The 21,678-nt window shown below is 65.7% G+C and carries 24 protein-coding genes; 18 read left to right on the top strand and 6 right to left on the bottom strand.

Annotated elements, in window-relative coordinates; all coding sequences use genetic code 11:
* The first annotated feature begins 12 nt into the window (after positions 1 to 12).
* The 4 genes from rfaD to cysM all read left to right on the top strand — a co-directional run bounded on the left by rfaD (position 13) and on the right by cysM (position 4,147).
* On the top strand, positions 13 to 1,008 hold the full coding sequence (gene rfaD / locus VSR71_RS11000) for an ADP-glyceromanno-heptose 6-epimerase (protein ID WP_342913899.1): 996 nt from the start codon (positions 13 to 15) through the stop codon (positions 1,006 to 1,008).
* 171 nt (positions 1,009 to 1,179) lie between these two features.
* Positions 1,180 to 1,569, top strand: a complete 390-nt coding sequence (locus tag VSR71_RS11005) for a helix-hairpin-helix domain-containing protein (RefSeq protein WP_342913900.1) — start codon at positions 1,180 to 1,182, stop codon at positions 1,567 to 1,569.
* Between the two features lie 251 nt (positions 1,570 to 1,820).
* Positions 1,821 to 3,122, top strand: coding sequence for a solute carrier family 23 protein (locus VSR71_RS11010; RefSeq protein ID WP_342913901.1), 1,302 nt, complete (start codon positions 1,821 to 1,823; stop codon positions 3,120 to 3,122).
* Positions 3,123 to 3,244: 122 nt separating this feature from the next.
* Positions 3,245 to 4,147 (top strand): cysteine synthase CysM, encoded by a 903-nt coding sequence (gene cysM / locus VSR71_RS11015; RefSeq protein WP_342913902.1) that lies wholly within the window; start codon positions 3,245 to 3,247, stop codon positions 4,145 to 4,147.
* Positions 4,148 to 4,255: 108 nt separating this feature from the next.
* On the opposite strand, the gene mltB is transcribed toward cysM, so the two are convergent.
* The gene (gene mltB, locus VSR71_RS11020; protein WP_342913903.1) at positions 4,256 to 5,362 is read right to left on the bottom strand and encodes a lytic murein transglycosylase B; all 1,107 of its coding nucleotides are present in this window, start codon (positions 5,360 to 5,362) and stop codon (positions 4,256 to 4,258) included.
* Positions 5,363 to 5,529: 167 nt separating this feature from the next.
* Between mltB and VSR71_RS11025 the strand changes: the two genes are divergently transcribed.
* The 7 genes from VSR71_RS11025 (at position 5,530) to VSR71_RS11055 (ending at position 11,875) form a co-directional block, all read left to right on the top strand.
* The gene (locus tag VSR71_RS11025; RefSeq protein ID WP_342913904.1) at positions 5,530 to 6,453 is read left to right on the top strand and encodes a histone deacetylase family protein; all 924 of its coding nucleotides are present in this window, start codon (positions 5,530 to 5,532) and stop codon (positions 6,451 to 6,453) included.
* A 12-nt stretch (positions 6,454 to 6,465) separates the two neighbouring features.
* Entirely contained in the window at positions 6,466 to 7,269 is an 804-nt protein-coding gene (locus tag VSR71_RS11030; RefSeq protein ID WP_342913905.1) for an enoyl-CoA hydratase, read from the top strand.
* A 164-nt stretch (positions 7,270 to 7,433) separates the two neighbouring features.
* Positions 7,434 to 8,468 carry a methionine ABC transporter ATP-binding protein gene (locus VSR71_RS11035; RefSeq protein WP_342913906.1) on the top strand — a complete coding sequence of 345 codons (1,035 nt, stop codon included), beginning with the start codon at positions 7,434 to 7,436 and terminating at the stop codon, positions 8,466 to 8,468.
* Positions 8,458 to 9,111 carry a methionine ABC transporter permease gene (locus tag VSR71_RS11040; RefSeq protein ID WP_342913907.1) on the top strand — a complete coding sequence of 218 codons (654 nt, stop codon included), beginning with the start codon at positions 8,458 to 8,460 and terminating at the stop codon, positions 9,109 to 9,111. Before VSR71_RS11035 ends, VSR71_RS11040 begins: the two co-directional genes overlap by 11 nt.
* 32 nt (positions 9,112 to 9,143) lie before the next feature.
* A complete protein-coding gene (locus VSR71_RS11045) occupies positions 9,144 to 9,941 on the top strand; it encodes a MetQ/NlpA family ABC transporter substrate-binding protein (RefSeq protein WP_342913908.1) in 798 nt (265 codons plus the stop codon).
* Between the two features lie 228 nt (positions 9,942 to 10,169).
* Positions 10,170 to 10,919, top strand: a complete 750-nt coding sequence (locus VSR71_RS11050; RefSeq protein WP_063237092.1) for an electron transfer flavoprotein subunit beta/FixA family protein — start codon at positions 10,170 to 10,172, stop codon at positions 10,917 to 10,919.
* 20 nt (positions 10,920 to 10,939) lie between these two features.
* Positions 10,940 to 11,875 (top strand): electron transfer flavoprotein subunit alpha/FixB family protein, encoded by a 936-nt coding sequence (locus tag VSR71_RS11055; protein ID WP_029045693.1) that lies wholly within the window; start codon positions 10,940 to 10,942, stop codon positions 11,873 to 11,875.
* A 178-nt stretch (positions 11,876 to 12,053) separates the two neighbouring features.
* Here VSR71_RS11055 and VSR71_RS11060 read toward each other — a convergent pair whose 3' ends face one another.
* On the bottom strand, positions 12,054 to 13,358 hold the full coding sequence (locus VSR71_RS11060) for a D-amino acid dehydrogenase (protein ID WP_342913909.1): 1,305 nt from the start codon (positions 13,356 to 13,358) through the stop codon (positions 12,054 to 12,056).
* 109 nt (positions 13,359 to 13,467) lie between these two features.
* Between VSR71_RS11060 and VSR71_RS11065 the strand changes: the two genes are divergently transcribed.
* Both VSR71_RS11065 and VSR71_RS11070 read left to right on the top strand, forming a co-directional pair.
* Positions 13,468 to 13,971: an Lrp/AsnC ligand binding domain-containing protein gene (locus tag VSR71_RS11065; protein ID WP_342913910.1), complete on the top strand. Its 504-nt coding sequence runs from the start codon at positions 13,468 to 13,470 to the stop codon at positions 13,969 to 13,971.
* A 32-nt stretch (positions 13,972 to 14,003) separates the two neighbouring features.
* Positions 14,004 to 15,218 carry a PA0069 family radical SAM protein gene (locus VSR71_RS11070; protein WP_342913911.1) on the top strand — a complete coding sequence of 405 codons (1,215 nt, stop codon included), beginning with the start codon at positions 14,004 to 14,006 and terminating at the stop codon, positions 15,216 to 15,218.
* A 447-nt stretch (positions 15,219 to 15,665) separates the two neighbouring features.
* Here VSR71_RS11070 and VSR71_RS11075 read toward each other — a convergent pair whose 3' ends face one another.
* The 4 genes from VSR71_RS11075 to VSR71_RS11090 all read right to left on the bottom strand — a co-directional run bounded on the left by VSR71_RS11075 (position 15,666) and on the right by VSR71_RS11090 (position 18,419).
* Positions 15,666 to 16,157, bottom strand: a complete 492-nt coding sequence (locus tag VSR71_RS11075) for a TM2 domain-containing protein (protein WP_342913912.1) — start codon at positions 16,155 to 16,157, stop codon at positions 15,666 to 15,668.
* A 122-nt stretch (positions 16,158 to 16,279) separates the two neighbouring features.
* Entirely contained in the window at positions 16,280 to 16,438 is a 159-nt protein-coding gene (locus VSR71_RS11080; RefSeq protein ID WP_342913913.1) for a hypothetical protein, read from the bottom strand.
* A 275-nt stretch (positions 16,439 to 16,713) separates the two neighbouring features.
* Complete coding sequence (locus tag VSR71_RS11085; protein WP_342913914.1) at positions 16,714 to 17,118, bottom strand: hypothetical protein; 405 nt, start codon at positions 17,116 to 17,118, stop codon at positions 16,714 to 16,716.
* 182 nt (positions 17,119 to 17,300) lie between these two features.
* Complete coding sequence (locus VSR71_RS11090; RefSeq protein WP_342913915.1) at positions 17,301 to 18,419, bottom strand: PQQ-dependent sugar dehydrogenase; 1,119 nt, start codon at positions 18,417 to 18,419, stop codon at positions 17,301 to 17,303.
* Between the two features lie 153 nt (positions 18,420 to 18,572).
* On the opposite strand from VSR71_RS11090, the gene rpsP reads away from it, so the two are divergent.
* The 5 genes from rpsP to VSR71_RS11115 all read left to right on the top strand — a co-directional run bounded on the left by rpsP (position 18,573) and on the right by VSR71_RS11115 (position 21,675).
* A complete protein-coding gene (rpsP, locus tag VSR71_RS11095; RefSeq protein WP_029045686.1) occupies positions 18,573 to 18,824 on the top strand; it encodes a 30S ribosomal protein S16 in 252 nt (83 codons plus the stop codon).
* A gap of 139 nt (positions 18,825 to 18,963) precedes the next feature.
* Positions 18,964 to 19,548 carry a ribosome maturation factor RimM gene (rimM, locus tag VSR71_RS11100; protein WP_342914077.1) on the top strand — a complete coding sequence of 195 codons (585 nt, stop codon included), beginning with the start codon at positions 18,964 to 18,966 and terminating at the stop codon, positions 19,546 to 19,548.
* 52 nt (positions 19,549 to 19,600) lie between these two features.
* Entirely contained in the window at positions 19,601 to 20,383 is a 783-nt protein-coding gene (gene trmD, locus VSR71_RS11105; RefSeq protein ID WP_342913916.1) for a tRNA (guanosine(37)-N1)-methyltransferase TrmD, read from the top strand.
* A gap of 75 nt (positions 20,384 to 20,458) precedes the next feature.
* Positions 20,459 to 20,851, top strand: coding sequence for a 50S ribosomal protein L19 (rplS, locus tag VSR71_RS11110; RefSeq protein WP_133094033.1), 393 nt, complete (start codon positions 20,459 to 20,461; stop codon positions 20,849 to 20,851).
* A 143-nt stretch (positions 20,852 to 20,994) separates the two neighbouring features.
* On the top strand, positions 20,995 to 21,675 hold the full coding sequence (locus tag VSR71_RS11115; RefSeq protein WP_342913917.1) for a CoA pyrophosphatase: 681 nt from the start codon (positions 20,995 to 20,997) through the stop codon (positions 21,673 to 21,675).
* Positions 21,676 to 21,678: the final 3 nt, after the last annotated feature.

Below are 21,678 nucleotides of genomic sequence, written 5' to 3' on the forward strand. Positions count from 1 at the left end.
ACTGAAGCGACCATGACCATCATCGTGACCGGCGCCGCCGGCTTTATCGGCAGCAACCTCGTCAAGGGCCTGAACGACCGGGGCGAGACCAATGTCATCGCCGTCGACAACCTGACCCGCGCCGACAAGTTCCACAACCTCGTCGACTGCGAGATCTCCGACTACCTGGACAAGGAGGACTTCCTCGAGCGCTTTGCAAAGGGGCAGTTCGGCAAGGTCCGCGCGGTGTTCCACGAAGGCGCCTGCTCCGACACCATGGAGAGCGACGGGCGCTACATGATGGAGAACAATTACCGCTACACGCTGTCGCTGATGGAGAGCTGCCTGGAGCAGGGCGCGCAGTTCCTCTATGCATCGTCGGCCGCCACCTACGGCGCGTCGCAGGTGTTCCGCGAGGACCGCGAGTTCGAGCGTCCGCTGAACGTGTATGGGTACTCCAAGTTCCTGTTCGACCAGATCGTGCGGCGCAGGCTGCCGTCGGCGTTGTCGCAGATCGTCGGCTTCCGCTATTTCAACGTGTATGGTCCGCGCGAGAACCACAAGGGCCGCATGGCCTCGGTGGCCTTCCACAATTTCAACCAGTTCCGCGCCGACGGTACCGTGAAGCTGTTCGGCGAGTACGGCGGCTATGGTCCCGGCATGCAGAGCCGCGACTTCATCTCGGTCGAGGACGTGGTCAAGGTCAACCTGTATTTCCTGGACCATCCCGAGAAGTCCGGCCTCTTCAACCTGGGCACCGGCCGGGCGCAGCCGTTCAACGACATCGCCGTCACGGTGGTCAACACGCTGCGGGAGGCGGAAGGCAAGCCGCGCCTGTCGCTGGACGAACTGGTGCAGGAAGGCCTGGTCGAGTACGTCAAGTTCCCGGACGCGCTGCGCGGCAAGTACCAGTGCTTTACGCAGTCCGATGTGTCAAAGCTGCGCGGCGCCGGCTACAGCGAGGCCTTCCTGACGGTCGAGGAAGGCGTGGCGCGCTACTGCCGCTGGCTGATCGAGCGCAACGGCTGACGCCTGAACCCCGCATTACCGCGATCCCAATGACCGGCCGACACGTTTTCGTGCGGCCGGTGTCAACTTGTGTTGCCGTACGCGCCGCCGTGGCGCGCTGAACCTATCCTGAGCTGGCCTCGCCGCGATGGCGGGGTGGTACTTCACACCATCCACAGCAAAGGAGCTTTCATGTTCAAGCATTGGGTCTGGCAACTCGTCCGTCGTTTTTCTCTGCTGGCTGCGATGTGCCTGTGCGCTGGCGGCGCTGCGCATGCCGCCATCGACGTCAATACGGCCGACGAGGCCGCGCTGACTTCGGTCAAGGGCGTTGGCCCCGCCACCGCACGCAATATCGTCAATGAGCGCAACAAGCGCGGCCCGTACAAGGATGCCGCCGATCTTGCCGAGCGTGTCAGCGGGGTAGGGCCGAAGTCCGTGGCCAGGTTGCAGGAAGGGGGGCTGGTGTTCGGCGCGGCCCCCGCTGCTGCACCGGCTCCGGCGGTTCCCGCGGCTCCCGCGGCCAAGGCCGCCAAGGCGTCTGCCACACCGCCAGCCGGCGCCGGCAAGGCAGGTCGCTGAAACGGCAGCGGAGCCTGTCGCCCTGTGCCGGATCCGGATGTGTCCGGGCTCGTCGTTGCTGGTACGTCTCATGCTACATCTGTGCGGCTTCGCAGCCATCCGGCTGCGGAGTATCATGCGGACGCCGCGCCGGCAGGATCTGCTGCGCGCGCGTGCTGACCGGCAATATGCAGCCGGTTGGCGGCGATCACCAACCACAATCGCGGCGGCCGCTGACGGAGCGGCCCGCCCGGACACAGGGAGCACAACATATGGCGAATGGCGAGGACGCGGGTTTCCTGCCGAAATGGCGGCTCAAGACCGAAGGGGTAATCGGGCCCGACGAACGGCTGCCGGCCGGACAGACGCTGCTGGCCGGCATCCAGCACGTGGTGGCGATGTTCGGCTCGACCGCTATCGCGCCCATCCTGATGGGCTTCAATCCCAATATCGCCATCCTGTTTTCCGGTATCGGCACGCTGATCTTCTTCCTGTGCGTGCGCGGCCGGGTGCCCAGCTACCTCGGCTCCAGCTTTGCCTTCATTGCCGTGGTGATCGCCGCCACCGGCTACGCCGGCAGCGGCCCCAACCTCAATATCCCGGTGGCACTGGGCGGCATCATTGCAGCGGGTGCCCTCTACACGTTGATCGGCCTGGTGGTGCAGGCCGTGGGCTACGCCTGGGTGGAAAAGCTGATGCCGCCGGTGGTCACCGGCGCGATCGTCGCGGCCATCGGGCTGAACCTGGCACCGGTTGCGGTCAAGGCGGTCAGCGGCTCCTCGCTCGATACCTGGGTGGGCCTGCTGACGGTGCTGGCAGTTGGCCTGGTCGCGGTGCGCGCGCCGGGCATGCTCGGCCGCCTGCCGGTGCTGATCGGCGGACTGGCCGGGTACGTTGCCTACTACGTGGGCACCAGCGTGATGGGACTGGGCAAGCCGATCGATTTCTCCGGCGTTGCCGCGGCCAGCTGGTTCGGTCTGCCTGCGTTCACCACGCCGGTGTTCGAGGCCAGCGCCATGCTGCTGATCGCGCCGGTGGCGATCGTGCTGGTGGCGGAGAACCTTGGCCACATCAAGGCCATCGGCGTGATGACGGGCCGCAACCTCGATCCGTATATCGGCCGGGCGTTTATCGGCGACGGCATCGCGACCATGCTGTCGGCTGGCGGCGGCGGCACCGGCGTGACCACGTATGCCGAAAACATGGGCGTGATGGCGGTCACCAAGATCTACTCCACGCTGATCTTCGTGGTGGCGGCGGCGGTGGCCATCCTGCTGGGTTTTTCGCCCAAGTTCGGTGCGCTGATCCTGACCATCCCGGGGCCGGTGATCGGCGGGCTGACCATCGTGGTGTTCGGCCTGATCGCCGCGACGGCGGGCCGGATCTGGGTGCAGAACAAGGTGGATTTCTCCAGTTCGCGCAACCTGATCACGGTCGGCGCCACCCTGACGGTGGCCGCGGGCGACCTGACGCTGAAGCTGGGCGGTATGACGCTGGGTGGCATCGGTACCGCAACCTTTGGCTGCATCCTGCTGTACCACCTGCTGGGTGAAGGCAACCACGAGGCCGACTGAGTCGCGCGGGGTGGCGGGGAGCGGGCGGCGCGCATTGGCGCAAATCCCGCCTGCCGGCGAGGGAAAGGTGACTGGATTACAATGGCCCGCGAACCTGACCTACCATCGCCTCCCCCTCCCCCATGGCTTACAAGACTATTGAAGACACCATCGGCAATACGCCTCTGGTCAGACTGCAGCGCATTCCCGGTGCCGACAACGACGCGCGCGGCAATGTGATTCTCGGCAAGCTGGAAGGCAACAACCCCGCCGGTTCGGTCAAGGACCGCCCGGCGGTATCAATGATCGCCCGCGCCGAGGCGCGCGGCCGCATCAAGCCGGGCGATACGCTGATCGAGGCCACTTCGGGCAATACCGGCATCGCGCTGGCCATGGCGGCCGCGATCCGCGGCTACAAGATGGTGCTGATCATGCCCGAGGACCTGAGCCTGGAGCGGCGCCAGAGCATGGCGGCCTATGGTGCCGAGATCGTGCTGACCCCGGTGAAGGGCGGCATGGAATACGCCCGCGACCTGGCGGACGCGATGGAGCGCGAAGGCAAGGGCGTGATCCTTGACCAGTTCGCCAATCCGGACAACCCGCAAGCCCATTACGAAGGCACCGGCCCCGAGATCTGGCGCGATACCGATGGCCGCATCACCCATTTTGTTTCGGCGATGGGCACGACCGGCACCATCACCGGCGTGTCGCGATTTTTGAAGGAGCAGAACCCGGCTATCCAGGTCATCGGCGCCCAGCCGGCCGAAGGCTCTCGCATCCCGGGCATCCGCAAGTGGCCGGAAGCCTACCTGCCCAAGATCTATGACCCCGCGCATATCGACCGCACCGAGCCGGTGAGCCAGGCCGATGCCGAGCACATGGCGCGCCGCATGGCGGCTGAAGAGGGCATCTTCTGCGGCATTTCCGCGGCCGGCGCATTGTGCGTTGCGCTGCGGATCGCCGAGGAAGTGGAGAACGCCACCATCGTCTTCGTGGTGTGTGATCGCGGCGACCGCTACCTGTCGACCGGCGTGTTCCCGGCCTGATGTTTCCGGCCTGATCCGGACTGACCGGGCCAGATCCCGGCGGCGGCGCCGGACAAAAAAATGCCTCGCGCAAGCGAGGCATTTTTGCGTCCGGGTGCCGGAGGTGGCTCAGCCCATTGCTGCCTTGACCGCTTCGCCCAGCTGGTACACCGCCAGCGCGTAGAAGAAGCTGCGGTTGTAGCGCGTCAGCACATAGAAGTTGCGCAAGCCCAGCAGGTATTCAGTTGGCTGGTCCGGCGTGGGCAGGTCCACCACCAGCACGCCGGTTTCGCCTTCGCGCGCCGTGTCGATGGGCTCGTCCACGCGCAGGCCGGCGCGGGCCAGCTGGTTGAGCGTGCGCGTCGGCCACGGCTCGCCATCCGCCGCAGCGGTGGCGACGCCAAGGCTGCCGCTGTCGCCGGCAATGCGCCATGCCACCGGCCGGCCCGGTTCCCAGCCGTGCAGCTGCAGGAAGCGCGCCACGCTGCCGATGGCATCGGTCGGGCTGTTGCGCAGATCGATGCGGCCATTGTTGTCGTAGTCGATGGCGTATTCGCGCAGGCTGGTCGGCATGAACTGCGGGATGCCGATCGCGCCGGCGTATGAGCCCAGCACCGAGTACACATCGGTGCGCGTATCGCGGCACCACAGCAGGTAGTCGGCCAGCTGGTTGCGGAACAGCGTGGAGCGCGCGGCGCGGTTCGGCGTGTCGGGGTAGTCGAAGGCCAGCGTCGACAGCGAATCGAGCACGCGGAACGTGCCCATGTCGCGGCCATAAATGGTCTCCACGCCAATAATGCCGACGATCACCGAGGCCGGCACGCCGAATTCGGACTCGGCGCGGCGCAGCGCGTCGCGGTTGTCCTGCCAGAAGCGCACGCCGGCATTGATGCGGATCGGCTCGATAAAGCGCGAGCGGTAGGCGCGCCAGCTTTTGCGGCCGGTAGTGGCGGGCGGCATGATCAGCCGTACTACGGTCGCGGAATAGACCGCCTGGCCGAACCAGTCCTGCAGCGCGCCGCGGTCGAAGCCGTGGCGTGCCACCATTTCATCGATAAAGGCGCGGGTTTGCGGGTTGTCGCGGTAGCGGCCGGGTTCGATTTCTTCTTCACGCACGCTGACGCGGCGCTTGCCGGCGGCGAGAAGGCTGGGGGAGAGGCCGCAGAGTCCGAGTGCGGCAGCGGAAAGCGCGGCGCCCAGCAGGGGGCGTCGCAGTGAGCGCTGGGTGTCGGTCATGGTGTCCTTTGCAAGTCGCTCCGAGTATAGCGGATGCCACTGCAGCGGCCGGGCGCGAACCTGCGCGAATGGGCTTGCCAAAGCCTCGCCAGCGAGGACGCGCATTGGGTGGCAAGGTCCGCCCTGTGCTAACGTAGCGAATGGAGACAACCGAGCGACGATAAGAGATGCCGACAGGCTATTACACGCACCCCGAGTTCCAGCGGCACGAGATGGGGCATTTTCATCCCGAGTGTCCGGAACGCCTGCAGGCGATCGAGGATCACCTGATTTCGCACGGCATGGACGGCCTGCTGGAGCGCCGCGAGCCCACGCCGGCCACGCGCGAGCAGATCGAGCGTGTGCACCGGGCCGACTATGTCGATTCTCTGGAAAGCAGCAGCCCGGCCAGCGGCTACTACCCGATCGACCCGGATACGTCGATGAACGCCCACACGCTGAGCGCGGCCAGGCTGGCCGCCGGCGCCGCGGTGGCAGCGACCGATGCGGTGATCTCCGGCGAGTTCGAGAACGCTTTCTGCTGCGTACGCCCGCCCGGCCACCATGCCGAGCCGGACCGCGCCATGGGTTTCTGCTTCTTCAACAACGTGGCCATTGCCGCACGCCACGCGCTGCAGGCGCATGGGCTGGAACGCGTCGCCATCATTGATTTCGATGTCCACCACGGCAACGGCACCGAGTCGGCCTTTCGCGGCGACGAGCATGTGCTGATGTGCAGTTTCTTCCAGCACCCGTTCTACCCATACAGCGGCACCGAGCACCTGGCGGCCAATATGGCAAACATCCCGCTGCCGGCCTACACCAACGGCATGGCCGTGCGCGAGGTGGTCGAGACCATCTGGCTGCCGCGCCTGCACGAGTTCCGCCCGCAGATGCTGTTCATCTCCGCCGGCTTTGACGCGCACCGCGAGGACGACCTGGGACAGATGGGCCTGGTGGAACAGGACTATGCGTGGATCACCGGCCAGCTTGTCGACGTAGCGCGCGCGCATGCGCAGGGGCGCATCGTCAGCTGCCTGGAAGGCGGCTATAACCTGAGCGCGCTCGGCCGCAGCGTGCTGGCCCACCTGAAAGTCCTGCTGGAACGATAGGAGGCATCCGTCATGGCCGAGAACGATGCGCGCGTGGACGCGCCGCTGCTGACCGAAACGCGCGATGCCGCGGGCGTGGTGCGCGTGACCATGAACCGGCCGCAGGCCTTCAACGCCTTGTCCGAAGGCCTGCTCGATGCGCTGGCCGAGACCTTCCGCCGGCTCGCCGCAGACGACGCCGTGCGCGTCGTGGTGCTGGCCGGTGCCGGCAAGGCCTTCTGCGCCGGCCATGACCTGCGCGAGATGCGCGCGACTCCGTCGCACGACTACTACCGGCGCCTCTTCGACCGCTGCACGCGCGTGATGATGGCGATCCAGAAGATGCCGCAGCCCGTGATCGCGCGGGTACAAGGCATCGCCACCGCGGCCGGCTGCCAGCTGGTGGCGATGTGCGATCTCGCGATTGCCGCCGATGACGCGCGCTTTGCGGTGTCCGGCGTCAATCTCGGCCTGTTCTGCTCGACGCCGGGCGTGGCGCTGTCGCGCAACCTGCACCGCAAGCAGGCAATGGAAATGCTGCTGACCGGCGACATGATCGATGCCGCCACCGCGCGCGAGCGCGGGCTGGTCAACCGCGTGGTGCCGGCCGCGGCACTGGACGAAGAGGTGGCGCGTCTGGCCGCCAGCATCTGCGCCAAGCCGGCAGCGGCCGTCGCCGCCGGCAAGGGGCTGTTCTACCGCCAGCTTGAAATGGGTATCGAAGCCGCCTACCAGCTGGCGGGCCAGACGATGGCCTGCAACATGATGGATGATTCCGCGCTGGAAGGCGTGCAGGCCTTCCTCGACAAGCGTGCGCCGTCCTGGCGCGGCGAATAGTCGACTTCCCTGGATCCTTTATGCTGAGTGAGCATAAAGACATCGGTAAAAATTCGTTTATGGTATGAAGCGAATCGCATAAAATACGCGTTTTACAAAAATAAGTGCGGCAACAGCGCTCGAGACAACCTCGCCTGTTGCCGTTTTCTTTTGGTCACCTTTCCATGATCGAACTGCAAGGACTGTCGCAGCGCTTCCCAGGCGCGTCTGGCGACGTGCATGCATTGCGGGACGTCAGCCTGTCGATTGCAGCGGGCGAAGTCTTCGGCATCATCGGCCGCAGCGGCGCCGGCAAGAGCACGCTGGTTCGCGCCATCAACCTGCTGAACCGGCCCAGCAGCGGCCGCGTGGTCGTCGCTGGCCAGGATCTGACTGCGCTGGACAACGGCGCGCTGCGCCTGGCCCGGCGCGAGATCGGCATGATCTTCCAGCATTTCAACCTGCTGTCGTCGCGCACCGTCTATGACAACGTGGCGCTGCCGCTGGAGCTGGCGGGCAAGCCCAAGGCGGAAATCGCCGCCACTGTACTGCCGTTGCTGGACCTGGTCGGACTGTCGGCGTTGAAGGACCGCTACCCGGCGCAGATCAGCGGCGGGCAGAAGCAGCGCGTGGGCATTGCGCGCGCGCTCGCAAGCAAGCCCAAGGTGCTGCTGTCTGACGAAGCCACTTCGGCGCTGGACCCGGAAACCACGCGTTCCATCCTGGAACTGCTCAAGCAGATCAACCGCGAGCTGGGCCTGACCATCGTGATGATCACGCACCAGATGGAGGTCATCAAGCAGGTGTGCGACCGGGTTGCCGTGCTCGAGGCCGGCCAGGTGGTCGAGCAGGGCCGCGTGATCGACGTGTTCCTGCGTCCGCAGCACGACGTCACCCGCGCCATGATCGGCGATGTCATTTCGCAGGAGCTGCCGGCAAGCGTGCTCAAGCGCGTCGAAAGCCGGCTCGGCAACGGCCGCGACCACGTCTACCGCCTCGCATTCACCGGCGAGGGTGTCGACCAGCCGGTGCTGGCGCAGGCGATCCGCCGCTACGGGCTGGACTTCAACATCCTGCACGGCCATATCGACGAAATCCAGGGCCAGGCCTTCGGCTCGCTGGCGATCATGGCCACCGGCGAGCTGGCCGACGTGAAGGCGGCAATGGAATACCTGCAGGCGCAAGGCGTCGTGGTGGAGGAGTTCGAGCATGTGGTCTGAAATGTCTGACCTGTTCCTGACCTCGTTCAACGAGACGCTGCTGATGGTGGCGATCTCGGGCGTGGTCGGCTCGCTGCTGGGCGTACCGCTGGGCGTGCTGCTGCACCTGACCAACCGCGGCGGCGTGCTGTCGCACCCGCTGTTCAACCGCACCATCGGCGTGATGGTCAATGCGGTGCGTTCGATCCCGTTCATCATCCTGCTGGTGGTGGTGATCCCGTTCACGCGCTTTATCGTGGGTTCGTCGATCGGCACCACCGCGGCGATCGTGCCGCTGACCATCGCGGCGGTCCCGTTTATTGCCCGCCTGGTCGAAAGCGCGCTGCGCGAAGTCGACAAGGGCCTGGTCGAGGCTGCCCAGTCGATGGGCGCGACTACCGGCCAGATCGTGTGGAAAGTACTGTTGCCCGAGGCCATGCCCGGCGTCGTCGCCGGCCTGACCATCACCTTCGTCAGCCTGGTCGGCTACTCGGCCATGGCCGGTGCGATCGGCGGCGGCGGCCTGGGCGACCTGGGCATCCGCTATGGCTACCAGCGTTACATCACCGAGGTGATGGTGGCGGTGGTGGTGATCCTGATCATCTTCGTGCAGGCGGTGCAAAGCTTCGGCGACTGGCTGGTCCGGCGCATCAGCCACCGTTGAACCAAACCTTTTTCGAGATAGGAACGTACATCATGCAACGTCGCAACCTGCTGCAATGGATACTCGGCGCCGCGCTCGGCGTCTCGCTGGCCACCGGCGCGATCGCCCAGGAAAAGCCGATCAAGATCGGCGTGACCGGTGGCCCGCACGCCCAGATCATGGAACAGGTGAAAAAGGTCGCCGCCAAGGACGGCCTGAACATCCAGGTGGTCGAGTTCAGCGACTACATCCAGCCCAACGCCGCGCTGGCCGCCGGCGACCTGGATGCCAACAGCTACCAGCACCTGCCTTACCTGGAAGCCCAGATCAAGGACCGCGGCTACAAGTTCACGCATATCGCCTATACCGTGACCTTCCCGATGGGCGTGTACTCCAAGAAGATCAAGTCGCTCGACCAGCTCAAGCAGGGCGCGCGCGTGGGCGTGCCCAACGATCCGACCAATGGCGGCCGCGGCCTGCTGCTGCTGCAAAGCAAGGGCGTGATCAAGCTCAAGCCCAACGCCGGACTGAAGGCGACTCCGCTGGACATCGCCGAGAACCCGAAGAAGATCCGCATTGTCGAGCTGGATGCCGCGCAACTGCCGCGCTCGCTGGATGACCTGGATGCCGCGGCGATCAACGGCAACTACGCGGAATCGGCTGGCCTGTCGCCGATCAAGGATGCGATTGCCATCGAAGGCCCCAAGGGCCCATACGCCAACCTCATCGCGATCCGCGAGGCCGACAAGAGCAAGCCCTGGGTGGCCAAGCTGGTGAAGGCGTACCACTCGCCCGAAATCAAGCAGTACGTCACTTCTACCTTCAAGGAATCCGTGATCACCGCCTGGTAAGCGCGGTTAAGTACCGGTCACTTTGAGGTTTCCGTCCAATCAGACGATGCGTGCAAGCCTCAATTTCCGGCACAATCTCCGGACGGCTGATGACTGCCGGGCTATGCCCGGCATCATTTTGCCGATAAAATAGTACGATCGTTCGAAAAACAGGAGAGCCGCCAACCCGGTGGTTATAATGACGAGCGAACTAAATTTCTGACTATCAGCTATCAGTGGAGTGAGCGCATGAAAGTACTCGTCGCAGTCAAGCGGGTGGTGGATTACAACGTCAAGGTCCGCGTCAAGGCGGACGGCACGGGCGTCGATCTGGCCAACGTCAAGATGAGCATGAACCCGTTCGACGAAATCGCCGTCGAAGAGGCCGTGCGCCTGAAGGAAGCCGGCGTCGTTACCGAAGTCGTCGCCGTCTCGTGCGGTGTCACGCAGTGCCAGGAAACCCTGCGCACCGCGATGGCCATTGGTGCCGACCGCGGCATCCTGGTGGAGTCGAACGAAGACCTGCAACCGCTGGCCGTGGCCAAGCTGCTGAAGGCGCTGATCGACAAGGAGCAGCCGCAACTGGTGATCCTGGGCAAGCAAGCCATCGACGATGACTCGAACCAGACCGGCCAGATGGTGGCCGCGCTGGCCGGCCTGCCGCAAGCCACGTTCGCCTCGAAGGTGGTGGTGGCCGATGGCAAGGCTTCGGTGACCCGTGAAGTCGACGGCGGCCTGGAAACGCTGTCGCTGACGCTGCCGGCCGTGGTGACGACCGACCTGCGCCTGAACGAGCCGCGCTACGTCACGCTGCCGAACATCATGAAGGCCAAGAAGAAGCCGCTGGATACCGTCAAGCCGGAAGACCTCGGCGTCGACGTGAAGCCGCGCCTGTCGACCCTGAAGGTGGTCGAGCCTGCCAAGCGCAGCGCAGGTGTGATGGTGCCGGACGTCGCGACGCTGGTGCAGAAGCTGAAGAACGAAGCCAAGGTTATCTGAGAGCGCGGGGGAGAAATAACATGACTGCACTCGTCATTGCTGAACACGACAATCAATCGATCAAGGGCGCCACGCTGAACACCGTGACCGCCGCAGCCCAATGCGGCGGCGACGTGCACGTGCTGGTGGCCGGTTCCAACGCCAAGGCCGCGGCCGACGCCGCCGCCAAGATCGCCGGCGTGACCAAGGTCCTGCTGGCCGACGCCGCCTACTTTGGCGACGGCCTGGCCGAGAACGTGGCCGAGCAGGCGCTGGCCATCGCCAACGACTACTCGCACATCCTGGCTCCGGCTACCCCATACGGCAAGAACATCCTGCCGCGCGTGGCCGCCAAGCTGGACGTGGCCCAGATCTCGGAAATCTCCAAGGTCGACGCCCCGGACACCTTCGAGCGTCCGATCTACGCCGGCAACGCCATTGCCACGGTCAAGTCGGAAGACAAGATCAAGGTGATCACCGTGCGCGGCACCGCGTTTGACGCCGCCGCGGCCGAAGGCGGCTCGGCCGCCGTCGAAACCCTGCCGGCCGTGGCCGATGCAGGTGTTTCGCAGTTCGTTTCGCGCGAAGTGGCCAAGAGCGACCGTCCGGAACTGACCGCCGCCAAGATTATCGTCTCGGGTGGCCGTGGCGTGGGTTCGGGCGAGAACTACACCAAGGTGCTGACGCCGCTGGCCGACAAGCTGGGCGCCGCGTTGGGTGCCTCGCGCGCCGCCGTGGACGCCGGCTTCGTGCCGAACGACTACCAGGTCGGCCAGACCGGCAAGATCGTCGCGCCGCAGCTGTACATCGCCGTCGGTATCTCCGGCGCGATCCAGCACCTGGCGGGCATGAAGGACTCCAAGGTGATCGTCGCGATCAACAAGGATGCCGAAGCCCCGATCTTCTCCGTGGCCGACTACGGCCTGGTGGGCGATCTGAACACCGTGGTGCCGGAGCTGGTAGCCGCGCTGGGCTGATGCCGTCAGCTTGCCGGCCGTGATGCAGGTGACGCGGCCGGCACTGTTCGCAAAAGGAGCCGTTCCCGGGATTTCCCGCGAACGGCTTTTTTGCGTCTTGTGGACTAGGGGGGCGCGATACCTGCAAACAACAAGGGCGGCCCGCTGGGCCGCCCTTGTTGTTTATGCGTTGCCGCCGTCAGGCATGCGCCGGCCGCGGTGCTACGTGATGGCGCGTGGGCTTGAGGTAGCGTCCCACCGACAGGTCATCGGCACGGATCGCCGGCGAAGTCCCGGAAACCAGGTCCGACAGCAGCTTGCCGGAGCCGCAGGCCATGGTCCAGCCCAGTGTGCCGTGCCCGGTGTTCAGCCACAGGCCGCGTACCTGCGTCGGGCCGACGATCGGCGTGCCGTCCGGCGTCATCGGGCGCAGGCCGGTCCAGAAGGCGGCCTGGCTGACATCGCCGGCGCCGGGGAACAGGTCCGTGACCACGTGTTCCAGCGTGCGGCGCTTGGCCGGGTCCAGGCCGCGGTCATAGCCGACGATCTGCGCCATGCCGCCGACGCGGATGCGATCGTCGAAGCGGGTGATGGCAACCTTGTAGGTTTCATCCAGCACCGTTGACACCGGGCTGCGCGAGGCGTCGATGAGCGGCACCGTGATCGAGAAGCCCTTGAGGGGGTACACCGGCAGGTTGGACATGCCAGACAGGAACGGCTTCACCAGCTGCGTCGACCAGCTGCCCAGCGCCACGACCACCAGGTCGGCGGAGATCGGCTCGCCGTTGACGACGGCGCCGGTGACGGCATCGCCCTGCGTCATCAGGCTGTCGATCGAGCGGTTGTACAGGAACCTGACGCCCAGCGTCTCGGCCATGTGCGAAAGCCGTGTCGTGAACAACTGGCAGTCGCCGGTTTCATCGTTGGGAAGGCGCAGGCCGCCGCTCAGCTTGTGGCTGACTGCGGCCAGCGCCGGTTCGCTCGCGGCGAGTTCTTCGCGCGAAAGCAACTGGTAGGGCACGCCGGCTTCTTCCAGCACGGCGATGTCCTTGGCCGCGCCTTGCAGCTGCTCGTCGGTGCGAAACACCTGCAGCGTGCCTTGCTGGCGGCCTTCATATGCGATGCCGGTTTCCGCGCGCAGTGCGCGGATGCAGTCGCGGCTGTATTCGGCCAGCCGCACCATGCGCTCCTTGTTTACGGCGTAGCGCTCGGCGCTGCAGTTCAGCAGCATTTGCCACATCCATTGCAGCTGGAACAGCGTGCCGTCCGGACGGATGGACAGCGGAGCGTGTTTCTGGAACATCCACTTGATCGCCTTCAGCGGCACGCCCGGCGCAGCCCACGGCGACGCATAGCCCGGGGAGATCTGCCCCGCGTTGGCAAAGCTGGTGCCAAGCGCGGGCCCGGCCTCGCGATCGACGACGGTCACTTCATGACCGGCCTTGGCCAGATACCACGCACTGGTGACGCCAATTACGCCACTGCCAAGTACGAGAACGCGCATGTTCGGGGGCTCCCAACTACGATGTCAGGTTGAAGAAGGATTTGTCTCTATACTATTGAAGACATTCCAGTCATAGTTACCGAATTTCTCAGCAAAACAGGAAAAACTAATGAGAACAAGCCGTCAGCCCGTACGCACCCTCGACCGGCTCGACCGCAGGATCCTGACGCTGCTGCAGGCAGACGGCAGGATCTCGATGAAAGACCTGGCGGAGGCGGTCGGCCTGACCATCACGCCTTGCATCGAGCGGGTCAAGCGCCTGGAGCGCGATGGTGTCATCATGGGCTACTACGCGCGGCTGAACCCATCCTTGCTGGGCAGCGCGCTGCTGGTATTCGTCGAGATCTCGCTCGGCAATAAATCGGGCAATATGTTCGAGCAGTTCCGGCGCGAGGTGCTGCGCATCCCGGAAGTGCTGGAATGTCACCTCGTGTCGGGCGATTTCGACTACCTCATCAAGGCGCGCATCCGCGAGATCGGCGAATACCGGCGGCTGCTGGGCGACATCCTGTTGCAGCTGCCCGGCGCCGCGCAGTCGAAAAGCTATGTCGTCATGGAAGAAATCAAGGAAACGCTGGCAATCTCGGTCGAGGACAAGAGCCAGCCGGCCTGATCACGCATGCCAGGCCAACGATGCCGGCAAACATGAAGCGCCCCACCAAGTCCTCTCAAGGCACGGCTCCCGATGCCGATACGCAGGCGGGTCCGCGGCCGCCCGTCGCGCGCAAGGGACGCGGCGCGGTCAGCAACCTGCAGGGACGCTTCGAGCGAGACCAGCGCGAGACCTTCGACGACGGCTGGGGTACGCCGGACATGGACCAGCCGGCCACCCCAGTCGGGCAGGCGCATCCGGTGGATGCCTCCAACACCGCCCCGGCGCCGGAAACGCCCTTGCCGCCGCTGCGCACGCAGGTACGCATCGAACGTGCGCGTTCGATCCTGACCCGCAACGCGTCGCCAGATATCCCGTTTGACGTCTCGCTGAACCCGTACCGCGGCTGCGAGCACGGCTGCATCTACTGTTTTGCGCGGCCCACGCACGCCTACCTTGACCTGTCGCCAGGACTCGACTTCGAAACCCGGCTGTTCGCCAAGGCCAACGCGGCCGAGAAGCTGCGCGAAGCGCTGGCCTGGCCCTCGTACCGCTGCGAGACCATCGCGCTTGGCGTCAACACCGACGCCTACCAGCCGATCGAGCGCGAGCAACGCATCACCCGCGGCCTCCTCGAGGTGCTGAGCGAGCACGATCATCCGGTCGCACTGATCACCAAGTCGTCACTGATCGAGCGTGATATCGACCTGCTGGCGCCGATGGCCGCCAAGCGGCTCGCGGTGGCCGCGGTCACCATCACCACGCTGGATGCGGACATTGCGCGCACGCTCGAGCCGCGTGCGGCGACGCCGTCACGGCGGCTGCGTACGATCCGCACGCTGACCAACGCCGGCATTCCGGTGGGCGTGAGCATTGCCCCGGTGATCCCGTTCATCACCGAGCCTGACCTGGAGCGTGTGCTGGAAGCGGCGCGCGAGGCAGGCGCCGTCTATGCGAACTACATCGTGCTGCGGCTGCCCTGGGAGGTGCGGCCGCTGTTCGAGGAATGGCTGCAGGCGCATTTCCCCGACCGCGCCGAGCGGGTCATGAACCGCGTTCGGGACATGCGCGGAGGCAAAGCCTACGATGCCAGCTTTGCCACGCGCATGCGGGGTACGGGCGTGTGGGCGGACTTGCTGCGTCAGCGTTTCTACAAGGCCGCCGACCGGCTCGGCTTCCGCTATAACCGGTTCGAACTGGATACTTCGCGATTCCGGCCGCCCGCGGGACCACGCGGCAAGGATGATCCGCAAGGCTCTTTGTTCTGAGCGGCTTCGGTGGCCTGCTGGTCGCCGATCATGCGGCTGGCCAGGTCCAGTGCGGCCTTTGCGCTCGATGGCGGCAGTCCGGAGGACAGCGCCAGCCTGACGGCGATGGCCGCCAGGCGTCCTTCGTCATACGTTGGCATGTCGATTGGTGCTCCTTTGCGCCGCCAGAGCCACGCTCCGCCGCGCATGTCGCCGCCAGGATCGGACGGTCTTTCCAGTATGGGCGATTTGCGCGAAAGGGGCATTGCCGATTGCGCCTGCATTGACCGGGCGCAAGTGCAGGCAGCAATCAGGCGTCAGGGAGTTTGCAGTAAGGCGGATCGCCAAAGCGCTCGGCAAAGAATTCGACCAAGGCGCGCGACTTGGCAGGCACTTGGCGCTTGTTCACGCCGGCCGGCCGGGCGCTGGCCGTGGAAGTGGGCAGGCCAAGGTCGCGTGCCACCGCGGCTATTGCGACAGCTCGCGCGCGGCCTCGACCTGCGATTCGAAGAAGGTCTGGAAGCTGATGGCCAGCCCCGCCATCAGCAGGCCGGTGCCGATCAGCAGGGACAGGATCACCAGGATCACGACCGGCCAGCCGGAGCGTGTCGGCTTGCCATGGGGGTTGAAGCGCGCGTCCCATCTATCGTCCGGGCGCAGGCCATAGACGATCGCGGCAAGGAAGGCGCTGATGACCGAGACCCCGCCGGCAACGGCGAACGTCCAGTTGAGCGCTGGTGTCCCGGCATCAGTCGTCATCGAGGCAATGCCGATGACGCCGGCGAGCAGCCCCAGCAGGTGAGCCCAGCCGTACACGTCGCGCAGCCCGCCCAGGTAAAAGCGGTGCGCCCCGAGGCTGCCGAACAGGAACGCCAGCGCGACCGTCAGCAGCTTGGACTTGCCGCGGGCCGGAGCGGGGGCGCGAGTGGTTGCGGGACTGGCTGGCGTGGCGGCAGGCATGGCGTAGGGACGTGCGTGGCAGTTCGGGAAAACGGCGGCACACGCGTGCCAGCCGGCAGCCATTGTACGCCGGCGGTCACGGCCAGGGAGGGGAAGTGCGTCAGCAGACGCGCAGGGCGACGCTAATGCCAGCCGCCCGCGAGCAGGCTCTTGATAAAGGTGGCGGCGTGTTCGCTGATATGCGTTTCGCTGTAAAGGACCAGGGTAAGGATGCCCATGAACAAGACAGACAGCGATAACTGGCCGGCGTGTTCGACCAGGTCGCTAAGCAGGGGTGACATGACAAACCTCACAGAATTATTGTCATTCTGGAGGCTGCGCCCGAGCTGTCATGATCGGGTCCGACAGGAGGTGTCGGGCAGAGGCAGGTCAGTTCGATTGCCGTCTGCACTGGACGGCACGCTGTGAGCCCCGGGCAGCGCCGGGCGGCAGCCTGTGTGCGACACCCGGAAAGTGGGGCACACACGCAAATACAGACAACCGGGGCGTGGGGCGAGTTCCGCAGCGCGTTTCCCAAGGCGTCGGCGCCACGCGAGCACCGGCCGCAAAAATCGAGTCAGCGTCCGCCGTTGTCGCGGCCGCCTGCCTGCCAGCCGGGACCCACGTTGGTGGGGCGCGAGTCGTTGCGGGAGTCGGAAGGGTTGCTGCGCTGATCCTGGGCTCGCGCACGGTTGTCGTCGCGAGTCCCCTGCATGGCAGCGGCGCGGCGGCCGCTCAGGCGGTCGTCGGCGCGGGCGCGGGCTTCCATGCGGTCGATCTGCGCCTGTACGTGGTCGCGGCTTTCGGCGCGCACGCTGGCGACCTGCCAGCCATCGCCGGACTGCAATCGCACCGCCCGGGCTTCAACACGGTTTTGTTGCCAGAACGCGACCTGGGCATGACTGGCGGCTACCGCGCCGACCAGGCCCGAGGCCACCAGGATGCCAGCCACCAGGTCGCGCAGGAGAGAGCGGGTGATCATGCGGATTCCCAGGTTCCTGTCGCGCTAAGTTGCTGTTGGAAGATGGGTTCATGGTACGCATGGGCCATCAGGTCGCGCTATGCCAAGCGCGTTACCGGTGTAACGGATTGTTTCGGACACACGGGCCTCGCTTTTCCTCGCACTGGGGCGGCTTTGCGGGCTTTTGCGCGGGTCGTCTCAGCCTACGGCGTGTAGCGGATCCGGTAGATCGCGCCGGCCAGGTCATCGCTGACCAGGAGCGAGCCGTCAGGGGCGACCAGCACGTCGGCAGGACGGCCCCACGGCCTGCCGCGCAGCCATCCATGGGCGAACACCTCCTGCCGGACGGCCTTGCCTGACTCGTCCAGCACAACGCGCACCACGCGGTAGCCGGATGGCTGGCTGCGGTCCCAGCTGCCATGTTCCGCAATGAAGACATTGTTGCGGTATGCCGCCGGAAACTGGCTGCCGGTATAGAAGCGCATGCCAAGGGCGGCCACGTGCGCGCCCAGGCGTGCCACCGGCGGGACAAATTCCGAGCAGGGGCGCTTGCTGCCGTATTCCGGGTCGACGACGTTGCCGGCGTGGCAGTACGGATAGCCGAAATGCTGGTTGTTCGCCGTGGCGCGGTTCAACTCGTCGTCGGGAACATCGTCGCCCATGCGGTCGCGGCCGTTGTCCGTGAACCACAGCTCGCGCGTGGCCGGATGCCAGTCGAAGCCGACGGTATTGCGCACTCCCCGGGCCGCCACCTGCAGGTCGCTGCCGTCGGGCTTCATCTTCATGATGTTGGCGTAGCGGTTCTCGTCGGGCGCGCAGATATTGCAAGGCGCGCCGACCGGGACGTACAGGTAGCCGTCCGGCCCGAAGGCGATGAATTTCCAGCCGTGGTGATCGTCTGACGGAAAGCGGTCGCTTACCACCACCGGTGCCGGCGGGTTGTCCAGCCGCGCTTCGACATTGTCGAAACGCACGATCCTGGATACCGACGAGGCGTACAGGCTGCCATCGCGCAGCGCCACCCCGGCCGGCATGCGCAGCCCGCTGGCAATGGTGCGCACGCGCGGCCGGGCGCCGAGCGCGTCGGTGACCGCGTAGACCTTGCCCTCTCGCAGCGAACCGACGAAGAGCGTGCCCGACGGCGACAGCGCCATGGCGCGCGCGCCCGGCACCTCCTGCGTCAACACGTCGATGCGGAAACCGGCCGGCAACTTGATCTGTTCAAGCGGCAACGCCGCCGCCGCGCTGCCTGCCAGCAGAACCACGGCGAGCAGGGCGGATTGCCGTACAGTACGAAGCAAGAAGTGCAGATGCGGACGCATGTCAGGCCTCCCGTCGCGGTTTTTGCCACGATGCCTGCACGGCACCGGCACGTCAATCACCTAAGTGTTTGTTTGGCCTCGGAAACTGGGCTATACTCTTGTGTTTCGTGTTCGTTTGAACACCCGGACACCCGTTTTCTGAGGACTCATCCCATGGTCGTTATCCGTCTGGCTCGCGGCGGCAGCAAGAAGCGCCCGTTCTTCAACATCGTCGCTACCGACTCGCGCAACCGTCGCGATGGCCGTTTCATCGAGCGCGTTGGCTTCTACAATCCGCTGGCTTCGGAAGGCGAAGAAGGCCTGCGCCTGGCGCAAGACCGTCTGGCCTACTGGCAAGGCGTTGGCGCCCAGCTGTCGCCGACCGTTGCCCGCCTGGTCAAGCAAGGCGCCAAGGCTGCTGCCTGATTGCCGCCGGTCCATCGGACTGAGCGAACTATAGCGTGCCCGCAAGGGCACGTTCTTCGTTGCGCACGTGACTGAACGCAAGCAGCGGCCGCTGAACCGGCCGCAGGGCCCGCAAGGTGAGGCCCCCAAGGCCCTCAAGATGCCCGCGGCGCTGCTGTATGCCGACGCCCTGCCGGAAGACCTGGTGGAAGTCGGCTATGTCGGCGCGGCCTATGGCATCCGCGGCTGGATCAAGGTCCAGCCGCATGCCAACGACGCGTCCGCGCTGCTGCATGCGCGTCGCTGGTGGTTGCTGGCGCCGCCGCAGGCGGGGCTGGTCGCGGCCGATGCGCAGCATACCCAGCCGGTCTGCGTGAAGATCGCGCAGTCGCGAGAGCACAGCGGCACGGTGGTGGCCAATGCTGCCGGCGTTGCCGACCGCAATCTTGCGGAAGCGCTCCGCGGCCGTCGCGTGTGGATCCGGCGCGCGGATTTTCCGGCGCCGGAAGAAGATGAGTTTTACTGGGTCGACCTGATCGGCTGCAGCGTCAGCAACGAGCAAGGCGAGTTGCTGGGCGAAGTGTCCGGCCTGATCGATAACGGTGCCCACCAGATCCTGCAGATCGCGTACGCGCTGCCGGACGGCAAGGCCGGCGAACGGTTGATCCCGTTTGTCGATGCGTTCCTGCGCACGGTCGATACCGCCGGCAAGCGCATCGTGGTGGACTGGGGACTCGATTACTGATCCCGGCTTAGCCAGTTTGAGCCCGGCATTGTGCCCAGGAGGGGGAGAGCGGATGCAGTTCGATGTAATCACGCTGTTTCCCGAGATGTTTCGTGCGCTGACCGACTGGGGCATTACCAGCCGGGCAGCCAAGCAGCAGCGGTATGCGTTGCGCAGCTGGAATCCACGCGATTTCACGGTCGACAACTACCGCACCATCGACGATCGCCCCTATGGCGGCGGCCCTGGCATGGTGATGCTGGCCAAGCCGCTGGACGATGCGATCGATGCCGCGGTGGCAGCGCAGGCGCAGGCCGGCGTGCCGCGGCCGCACATGGTGCTGATGTCGCCGCAAGGCAAGACGCTGTCGCACGCCAAGGTGATGGAGCTGGCCGAACGGCCTGGCCTGGTCCTGTTGTGCGGCCGCTATGAGGCCATCGACCAGCGGCTGATCGACCGCCGCGTGGACGAGGAAATCAGCCTCGGCGACTTCGTGCTGTCGGGCGGCGAACTGCCGGCGATGGCGCTGATCGACGCGGTGGTGCGCCACCTGCCGGGCGTGCTGGGCGACGCGCAGTCCGCGGTGCAGGACAGCTTCGTCAACGGCCTGCTGGATTGTCCGCACTACACGCGGCCGGAAGAATATGAAGGCGTGCGGGTGCCCGAGATACTGCTCGGGGGCCATCACGCCGAGATCGAGAAATGGCGGCGCCAGCAGGCGCTGGCCAATACCGCGAGAAAGCGCCCCGACCTGATCGAGGCGGCTCGCGAACAAGGTTTGCTGTCCCGCGCCGACGAGAAATTCTTGTCGGAATGGGCGGCGAAGGAAGGGCGGGAGGCAACTCCCGCCAGGTAAAACCCCATCCTCTGCCGGGGCCCGGGACATGCCTGGGGCATACAACGCCGGCACGATGGTTACGGAGAAAAAACGATGAACCTCATCGAGCAGATCGAGAAGGAAGAGATCGCGCGTCTGACCGCGAACAAGACCATCCCCGCATTCGCACCCGGCGACACTGTGATCGTCAGCGTGAACGTGGTGGAAGGTAACCGCAAGCGCGTGCAGGCCTACGAAGGCGTGGTGATCGCCAAGCGTAACCGCGGCCTGAACTCGTCCTTCATCGTGCGCAAGATCTCGTCGGGTGAAGGCGTGGAACGTACGTTCCAGCTGTACTCGCCGCTGATCGCTGCCATCGAAGTGAAGCGTCGCGGCGACGTGCGTCGCGCGAAGCTGTACTACCTGCGCCAGCGTTCGGGCAAGTCCGCACGTATCAAGGAAAAGCTGGTGTCGAAGGCTGCCGCCGCTGCCAAGGCTGCGGAGTAAGCCGGACATGCCGGCCGGGGCGACCCGGCCAGCGTTTCCTCAGGAAGGGCACCCCATGGGTGCCCTTTTTGCATTGGCGCGCAGGCAACAGCCGATTTTGCTGCGGCGCCGAATTGCCTGCTTCTGTCATACTTGCAGTTGTTATGCGTCCCGCCTTCGATCCCGAATCCCTTCCCGTCGTCGACACCGACCTGCGCAATGCGCCATTGAGCGAACCGCGCCTGCAGGTCGACTTCATTCGCCACCGCTTCGAGGTGCCGCCGGCCTGGGCGCCGGAGCTGACCGACGAATCGCGCGTCTACGACCGCAGCCGGGGCCTGCGCGATGCCGCCGTGCTGGTGCCATTGGTGGAACGCCGCGATGGCCTGACCGTGCTGCTGACCCAGCGCAACGCCAACCTGAGCGCGCACGCGGGGCAGATCAGCTTCCCGGGCGGCAGGCAGGAGCAGTGGGACACGAACCGCATCGACACGGCGCTGCGCGAAACCGAAGAAGAGGTGGGCCTGGCGCGCGACTACGTGGAAGTGCTGGGCGCGCTGCCTGATTACATCACCGGCACGGGGTTCCATGTCAGCCCGGTGGTCGGCCTGGTGCGCGATGGTTTCACGCTGCGCCCGGATGCCTCGGAAGTGGCCGATGTGTTCGAGGTGCCGCTCGCCTTCCTGATGAACCCGTCACACCATGAGCGGCGCCTGTTCCGCTGGGTCGACGGCGAACGACTGTTTTACGCCATGCCCTATCCGCGCGAGGGCGGGGGCCACCGCTTTATCTGGGGCGCCACCGCGGGTATGCTGCGCAATCTCTACCACCTGTTGGCGGCCTGAGCG

Source organism: Cupriavidus oxalaticus, from assembly GCF_038900635.1.
GTDB classification, from domain to species: domain Bacteria; phylum Pseudomonadota; class Gammaproteobacteria; order Burkholderiales; family Burkholderiaceae; genus Cupriavidus; species Cupriavidus oxalaticus_B.